Source organism: Nitrosophilus sp., from assembly GCF_982775275.1.
In genome coordinates, this window is the sequence record NZ_CEXZHP010000071.1 from 1 (window position 1) to 7194 (window position 7194).

General features: G+C 32.6%; 9 protein-coding genes. 6 read left to right on the forward strand and 3 right to left on the reverse strand.

Annotated elements, in window-relative coordinates:
* The coding region (locus tag AC30RD_RS04805) for a YqiA/YcfP family alpha/beta fold hydrolase (RefSeq protein ID WP_489493167.1) at window positions 1–435 on the forward strand (435 nt) is incomplete at its 5' end.
* Between the two features lies 1 nt (window position 436).
* Window positions 437–1531 (forward strand): succinyl-diaminopimelate desuccinylase, encoded by a 1095-nt coding sequence (gene dapE, locus AC30RD_RS04810; protein WP_489493169.1) that lies wholly within the window; start codon window positions 437–439, stop codon window positions 1529–1531.
* Window positions 1532–1550: 19 nt separating this feature from the next.
* Here the strand turns inward: dapE and AC30RD_RS04815 are convergent, their stop codons facing one another.
* The 3 genes from AC30RD_RS04815 to AC30RD_RS04825 are packed head-to-tail and all read right to left on the reverse strand — an operon-like array spanning window position 1551 to window position 4994.
* Window positions 1551–2294, reverse strand: a complete 744-nt coding sequence (locus tag AC30RD_RS04815) for a DUF2231 domain-containing protein (protein ID WP_489493171.1) — start codon at window positions 2292–2294, stop codon at window positions 1551–1553.
* Between the two features lie 41 nt (window positions 2295–2335).
* Entirely contained in the window at window positions 2336–3808 is a 1473-nt protein-coding gene (locus tag AC30RD_RS04820) for a GNAT family N-acetyltransferase (protein WP_489493172.1), read from the reverse strand.
* Window positions 3798–4994: a M20 family metallopeptidase gene (locus AC30RD_RS04825; RefSeq protein ID WP_489493173.1), complete on the reverse strand. Its 1197-nt coding sequence runs from the start codon at window positions 4992–4994 to the stop codon at window positions 3798–3800. The genes AC30RD_RS04820 and AC30RD_RS04825 overlap by 11 nt, the downstream gene beginning before the upstream one ends.
* A 61-nt stretch (window positions 4995–5055) precedes the next feature.
* Here AC30RD_RS04825 and AC30RD_RS04830 point away from each other — a divergent pair, with 61 nt between their 5' ends.
* The 4 genes from AC30RD_RS04830 to obgE form a co-directional block, all read left to right on the forward strand.
* Window positions 5056–5433: a RidA family protein gene (locus tag AC30RD_RS04830; RefSeq protein WP_489493174.1), complete on the forward strand. Its 378-nt coding sequence runs from the start codon at window positions 5056–5058 to the stop codon at window positions 5431–5433.
* Window positions 5434–5505: 72 nt separating this feature from the next.
* Window positions 5506–5811 carry a 50S ribosomal protein L21 gene (gene rplU, locus AC30RD_RS04835; protein ID WP_489493175.1) on the forward strand — a complete coding sequence of 102 codons (306 nt, stop codon included), beginning with the start codon at window positions 5506–5508 and terminating at the stop codon, window positions 5809–5811.
* Between the two features lie 9 nt (window positions 5812–5820).
* Window positions 5821–6075, forward strand: coding sequence for a 50S ribosomal protein L27 (gene rpmA / locus AC30RD_RS04840; protein WP_489493176.1), 255 nt, complete (start codon window positions 5821–5823; stop codon window positions 6073–6075).
* Between the two features lie 133 nt (window positions 6076–6208).
* Window positions 6209–7194: GTPase ObgE (obgE, locus tag AC30RD_RS04845; protein WP_489493177.1), on the forward strand; the 986-nt coding region annotated here is incomplete at its 3' end.

A 7194-nucleotide genomic window follows, 5' to 3' on the forward strand; every position in this document is an offset into this window, starting at 1 on the left:
CCTAAAGAGGCTATAAAATTTTTGGAAAATATTATCAAAAACAATCCTATAGATTTGATTGTAGGCTCCTCTTTAGGTGGATATTACGCTATATATTTATCCGAAAAATTCAATAAAAAGTGTGTGCTTATTAACCCTTCTATAAAACCTTATATTACATTATTACCATATATAGGCAAAAATAGAAGATTTTGCGATAATTTTGAGTTTTTGTGGAAAAGCGAGTATATAAAAGAGTTAATAGATATAAATGTCCAAAAATTAACGTTAAAAAATTATCTTGTGCTTTTGCAAAGTAAAGACGAAATTTTAAACTATCAAGAATCTTTAAACCTTTTTATGGGAGCAAAAGTGGTTGTTGAGTTTGGAGGAAATCATAGATTTGAAAATATTGAAGATTATCTTTTAATGATTGAAAATTTTAAAAGAGGGTGATATGGATGTAATAAAACTTTTTAAAAAGCTTTTATCTTTTCATTCGGTAACTCCGCATGATGGAGGAAGTCTTGATTTTATAAGAGAGTATTTAGAGGATTTTGAAGCTATTTGGATAAACAAATATGATGTAAAAAATCTTTTTTTATATAAAAAATTTGGAGATAAAGAGCATTTATGTTTTGGTGGACATGTTGATGTTGTTCCACCAGGTGAAGGATGGGAAAGCGATCCTTTCGAACCGATAGAAAAAGATGGGAAAATTTACGCAAGAGGCGCTCAAGATATGAAAAGCGGGGTAGCCGCTTTTGTTAAAGCAGCAAAGGAGACAAAAGAGTTTAATGGAACTCTCTCTTTACTTTTAACAAGTGATGAAGAGGGTGACGCAAAATATGGAACAGCATACGCTTTAGAGGAGTTAAAAAAGCTAGATCTCCTCCCAGATTATGCAATTGTAGCTGAACCAACATGTGAAAAAGTTTTTGGAGACGCTATAAAGATAGGAAGACGAGGATCAATTAATGGAGTAATTGAAAAAATTGGAAAGCAAGGGCATGCGGCATATCCGGAAAAATCGATAAACCCTATACACAAGGTTGCCCAAGTTCTTCCATTTATGGCCGGTGCTGATTTGGACGAAGGGGATGAATATTTTGCTCCAAGCAAGTTTGTTATAACCGATATAAGGGCTGGTATGGAGGTAACAAACGTAACTCCCGGAAAACTTAAGATGATGTTTAATGTAAGAAACTCTACAAAAACTACCATAAAAGATATAGAAGATTTTGTCCATAAATATTTTAACGGTATGAATTATAATCTAAGAATAACTCAAAGCGCAAAACCTTTTATAACAGATCCCAATAGCAAAGTAGTAAAAATTTTGGATAACGCTATATCCAAAATATGCCACATAAAACCAAAATATTCTACCGCCGGAGGAACCAGCGATGCAAGATTTTTTGGGGAGTATGGGATAAAAACCGTAGAATTTGGCGTAATAAACGATACTATTCACGCTCCAAACGAAAGAACCTCAATAGAGGAAGTTATAAAATTATACGAAGTTTTTGAAAAAGTGATAAAGGATTTTTAAAGATGGCGAGTTGCCATCTTTAATGGGTTGAATTATTTTCATTTGTTTGGGTTTGCTCTTCTTTTTGCTGGATATTTTCCTCTTGTTTTATATTTTGTTGATTTTCTTTATTTTCTTCAATGGTTTGTTGCGGTTGGGTTTTTTCTATATTTTCCGTTTGAATTGAAGGTTTTTCTTCACTTTCTTGCAGCGGTTTTGTCTCGGATTGGGATTTTATTTTTTCTAATTCGCTTTTGCAACTATCTAATTGATCTTCTAATTCCATAATCTTATCATCCATTTTTGAAACGATCTCAACATTGGCGCCATATTCGTATACCAATTCTCCTCCATCTTTTCCCTGTTTTAACGTTAAGCCTATAAAGCCTATTAAAAATAGGAAAAATATCCCTTTCATCCAATCTTTTTTAATAAAAATAGATAAAATCTTTGCCAAGAAAACAAAAAACGAAAAATATACAAGATACATACCTATTTTTTTATGAAGTTTTAGTTCCTCCTGTCCATCGGTGCTTAGCATAGAAAAAACGTGAGATCCGTCTGTTTTTCCCGCAAAAAATGCCGCGGTAAAAATCAGAATAATCAAAAATAAAAATGTTGATGATATTACGTTTAGATAGGGCCTTTTAATAAAAAGATTTGTTATCTCCAGCAGCAACACGATAATAGGTAGAGATATCGCAAAATGAACAGTTATTGGGTGCAATAAAATAGGCAACTCAAAAGGAAGCTTTATCGTGTCCAAAAAGTTTAAAAACTCCATATTCAATCCTTTTTTTTTCATTATTGTATCATAAAATTTTTTTATATTTCTTTATTTTTGCTTTTTTTATCCTCAAGTATAAATTTATGTAACTCCTTGCAAAAATCGGTATAACACACGATATTTTGTTCTTCTATATTTTCGCTAGCTTCATACTGCATTCTTAAATAATCAAAATCTTTTCTTCTTAAAAACAAAACACCGCTATAGAAAAAATCGTAACTTTTTAAAACATCTACTGCATTATCTATATCGCCGATTTTTTCAAGATTGATATCGGCGTATATCATGTCAGGATGTTTAAAAAGAGTTTTTTCGAAAATTTTTTTAAATCTCTCTTCAAAATCTTTATCTATATTTTCTATCACGATAGTTACAATATTAAATTTTGGATTATGTTCTATATAAATTTGATGATTGAAACTCTGTTTTTTAACAATGCTAGATTTGACATTGCAATTTTTATAGGTTTTTTCTATCCACTCTTTATATATTTTTGGAATAGTTATATTTTTATGAAATTTTTTTAAGATCTTATAATCTACAAGGGAAGCTCCTCTTGTGTTTCTAAAAGGGTATTTATGCCCTTTTAATTTAACCATTTGATGAAGCTCTCCTAAAAGCAGGGCCGTAGGACAAAAGCCAAATTTGGCGTTTGCTTTTTGGCTGTATGGATGAAAGGTTACGGCTTCTCCAAATATCGCGCTTAAATTTAACTCTTTTGCCCTTTTTAAAAGAAGACTAAACATTTCATTCATAATACCCATACCCTTATATGCCGGATCTACTACCGCGATACCAATTTCGGCAATATTTGAGTTAGGAACTTTAACCAAAGCGAAATGTCCAACTATTTTTTTATCAATCTCTGCAATTATCGATGAAATTTCTTGATTTTTTTCTTTTTGAAGAATTTTTTCAGGATAATAAAAAAGATCTTTAAAATATGTATATCCGTAATTTTTATAAATAAGTTTCGTTATCCATATCTCATCACCCTCTTTAAATAGTCTAACTTTCAATCTATCTTTTATTAGCTCTTTGGCACTTTTGTCAAAATCTTCACCAATATCGCTATAAAAGGGAATATTTTCTTTTAATTTTAAATGTATAGGCACATATTTAATAATAGAAAATTTTTTACCACCAAGTCCGAGATTGAAATATTTAAAATTATCTACAAGCAAAAAAACCCTATTTAATCCTCTGTTTTTTTCTTTAAGGTCTATTGGGACTTTTTTAAGAATATTTTGATCAAAAGGAAGTCCCATATCTTTCACGTCTATTTTTATTCCGTTATCAAATATCTCAAATCCAATCTCAATCTCCCCTTCCTCATCTTTTTGATAAGCGTGAATTACGGCATTTTCAAAAAGTTCATATAAAGCTTTTTCCAACTCTTTAGCCTCTTTTTTTGGAAATGAGATAAGATCACATAGCTTTTTATAAAAAGCTTTTATAAGTTTCCAATACTCTATATCGTTATAAAGTTTTATAAAAAATCTATTTTTCATTCATCACCTCAATCGCTGCGGCGCTTAATATTTTCATACCGATTGGCAAAGCATCTTCATCGATATCAAATTTTGAGCTATGTTGAGGAACACAGGTTCCTTTTTTAGGATTGCAAGTCCCCAATCTAAAAAAAGCCCCCGGAACTATCTGTAAGTATCTACTAAAATCTTCACCTCCCATAACTGGATCTTTTAAATCTATAACATTTTCTTTTCCAATTATCTTTTTTGCTTCGTTTACTATAATATCAACCATCTTATCGTCATTGATTAATTCAGGCTGACCATAAACGTAATTAAATTTATATTTTGCGCCCATGGAGTGTGTTATTCCTTTTACGCTATCTTCCATCATTAACGGTATTTTATTTCTTATATGCTCATTTACGGTTCTAACAGTTCCTGTTAATTTTACATAGTCGCATATTACGTTTGGCGCGCTTCCTCCTTGTATAGTTCCAAGACTTATAACCGCTGGATGTAGCGGATCTATCCTTCTTGAGATTATATGATTTAGTGAATTTACGCACATTGAGGCAACCAATATCGCGTCCACCCCCTCGTGAGGCCTTGCCCCGTGGGAGCTTTTACCAAAAATCTCTATCTCAAAGGTATCTGCGCTTGCCATCATAACCCCATATTTATAACCGATTTGGCCGCTCATAAGATATGGATATACATGAAGTCCAAATATTGCTATAACATTATTTAACGCGCCGTCTCTTATCATCTCTTCGCTTCCGCCTTCGTTAACCTCTTCTGCTGGCTGAAAAATAAATCTTATATTCATAGAAAGTTTATCCTTTATTTGTGCAAAGGCTATTGCTGCTCCTACGGCTATTGCGGTATGGGCGTCGTGACCGCAGGCGTGCATAACTCCTTTTACTTCGGAGGCGTAGGGTTTATTTGTCTTTTCTTCAATAGGTAAGGCGTCCATATCTGCTCTTATAGCTACAAAAGGCTTTTTTTTATCCACTATTAAATCGGCGATTATTCCGTTATGATCTTTAAACTCTTTTATTTCGTAACCTTCTATCTCTAAAATTCCCTTTACCAAATATTTTGTATGCTCTTCATGATGAGAAAGTTCTGGGTGTTTATGTATATCTCTTCTAACTTTTATAACTTTATTTTTTAGCGAATCGATTATTTTAAAAAGCTCTTTTTTAATATTTTCTTTATCCATTTTTAACCTCCTATATTTTATGATATAACTATAATTTTTAATGATTAATAAAAGGAGAATTATGGAGTATATAAAAACCGATAAAGCACCTGCGGCAATAGGCCCATATTCGCAAGCTGTAAAATTTAATGACCTAATTTTTACTTCGGGACAGATAGCTTTAACTGCTGACGGGAAAGAAGATATTTTAAAAAAGGGGATTGAAGAACAGAGTATTCAGGTGCTGACCAATTTAAAAAATGTGTTGGAATCTAGCGGGAGTTCCTTGCAAAAAGTTATAAAAACGACGATTTTTTTAGCAAATATGGAGGATTTTTCAACGGTTAATAAGATATATGAGGAGTTTTTTAAAGATCATAAACCGGCAAGAAGCACGGTTGCGGTAAAAACGCTTCCAAAAAACGCTTTAATAGAGATAGAAGCTATTGCGACTCTTTAAACAAAACTTAAAGTAACTTTTGGTAATATTCGCCATCAAAATGCCAATAAATTAAATATAGAGGGTTGAAAGATGTATGCGATCATAAAAAATGGCGGTAAGCAGTATAAAGTTAAAGAGGGTGATATCATCTGCTTTGACAAAATGGGTTTAGAGCCTAAAACAAAAGTTGAATTCAAAGAAGTTTTGGCTATAAACGACGGAGAATTAAAAGTTGGAACACCTTTTATTGAAGGCGCTGTCGTCGAAGGTGAAGTAATTAACGAAGGTAGAGGAAAGAAAATCATAATATTTAAAAAAAGAAGAAGAAAAGACTCAAAAGTAAAAAGAGGATTTAGAAGAGATTTTACGAGAGTAAAAATAACAAAAATAGCATAAGGAGAAGTTATGGCTCACAAGAAAGGTCAAGGTAGTACTCAAAATAACCGCGACAGTGCCGGTAGACGTTTAGGCGTTAAAAAGTTTGGCGGAGAGTTTGTAAGAGCCGGCAATATTATAATCAGACAAAGAGGAACAAAGATCCATCCCGGAAACAATGTAGGTATGGGTAAAGATCATACAATATTTGCATTGGTAGACGGTTATGTAAAATTTGAAAGAAAAGATAAAAAAAGACAGAAAGTTTCAGTTTATCCCGCATAATTTTGGGCTTTTGCCCAAAATAGTATAGTAATTAGGAATTTGGAATTAGGAATTGGTATTTCTAATTCCTGATTCCTAATCTTCTTATTTCTCCTAATTCCCAATTCCCAATTACTAACTTCAAGGAAAAATAATGTTTATAGATAGTGTAGAACTAACAGTAAGTTCCGGAAAAGGCGGTCAAGGCGCTGTTAGTTTTAGAAGAGAGAAATTCATGCCAAAAGGCGGGCCAGACGGTGGCGATGGAGGAAAAGGAGGAGACGTATATTTTGTAGTAGACAAAAATACCCATACTTTATCCCACTTTAAAGGTAAAAAAGTTTTAAAAGCTAAAAACGGAAGACCTGGAGAAGGTAGAAAAAAACATGGAAAAAATGGCGAGCCTTTAGTATTGATAGTTCCTCCCGGAACCGAGGTAAGAGACGCGGTTACGGGAGAGTTGTTGTTAGATCTTGTTGAAGATGGAAAAAAGGTTTTATTTTTAGAAGGGGGAAAGGGAGGTAAAGGAAACTGGCATTTTAAAAGCCCCACAAACCAAAGGCCCACATACGCTCAGCCTGGACTTCCCGGAAAAACCTTGAAAATAAAACTTGAATTAAAATTAATAGCCGATGTAGGATTGGTAGGATTTCCAAATGTCGGAAAATCTACTTTAATTTCCGTTGTTTCAAACGCAAAACCCCAAATAGCAAATTATGAGTTTACAACTTTAACTCCAAAACTTGGCGTTGTGGAGGTTGATGAGTTTAAAAGTTTTGTAATGGCAGATATTCCGGGAATCATTGGGGGAGCAAGCGAAGGAAAAGGGCTTGGCTTGCAATTTTTAAAGCATATTGAAAGAACAAAAACGTTACTTTTTATGATAGATTTATCAAGTTACAGGGATCCTTTGAATCAATATAAAACTCTTCAAAAAGAGTTAAAAAAATTTAGCGAAAATTTAAGTAAAAGAAGTTACGCTATTGCGTTAAGTAAGATTGATTCTTTATCAGAAGATGAGGCAAATAAAAAAATAGAAAAATTTATTAAAGATTTAAAGCTAAAGCCCCAAGGAGAAAATATATACGCTTTAGATGAAAGATATAAATATTTTTTACAAGATAGAGACTCTTTTGATAA

What these genes read in the sequence shown, in the direction of transcription:
- AC30RD_RS04820 (WP_489493172.1), bottom strand. Translation starts at nt 3,808, where the DNA reads ATGAAAAATAGATTTTTTATAAAACTTTATAACGATATAGAGTATTGG.
- AC30RD_RS04830 (WP_489493174.1), top strand. Translation starts at nt 5,056, where the DNA reads ATGGAGTATATAAAAACCGATAAAGCACCTGCGGCAATAGGCCCATAT.
- rplU (WP_489493175.1), top strand. Translation starts at nt 5,506, where the DNA reads ATGTATGCGATCATAAAAAATGGCGGTAAGCAGTATAAAGTTAAAGAG.
- rpmA (WP_489493176.1), top strand. Translation starts at nt 5,821, where the DNA reads ATGGCTCACAAGAAAGGTCAAGGTAGTACTCAAAATAACCGCGACAGT.
- AC30RD_RS04825 (WP_489493173.1), bottom strand. Translation starts at nt 4,994, where the DNA reads ATGGATAAAGAAAATATTAAAAAAGAGCTTTTTAAAATAATCGATTCG.
- dapE (WP_489493169.1), top strand. Translation starts at nt 437, where the DNA reads ATGGATGTAATAAAACTTTTTAAAAAGCTTTTATCTTTTCATTCGGTA.
- AC30RD_RS04815 (WP_489493171.1), bottom strand. Translation starts at nt 2,294, where the DNA reads ATGGAGTTTTTAAACTTTTTGGACACGATAAAGCTTCCTTTTGAGTTG.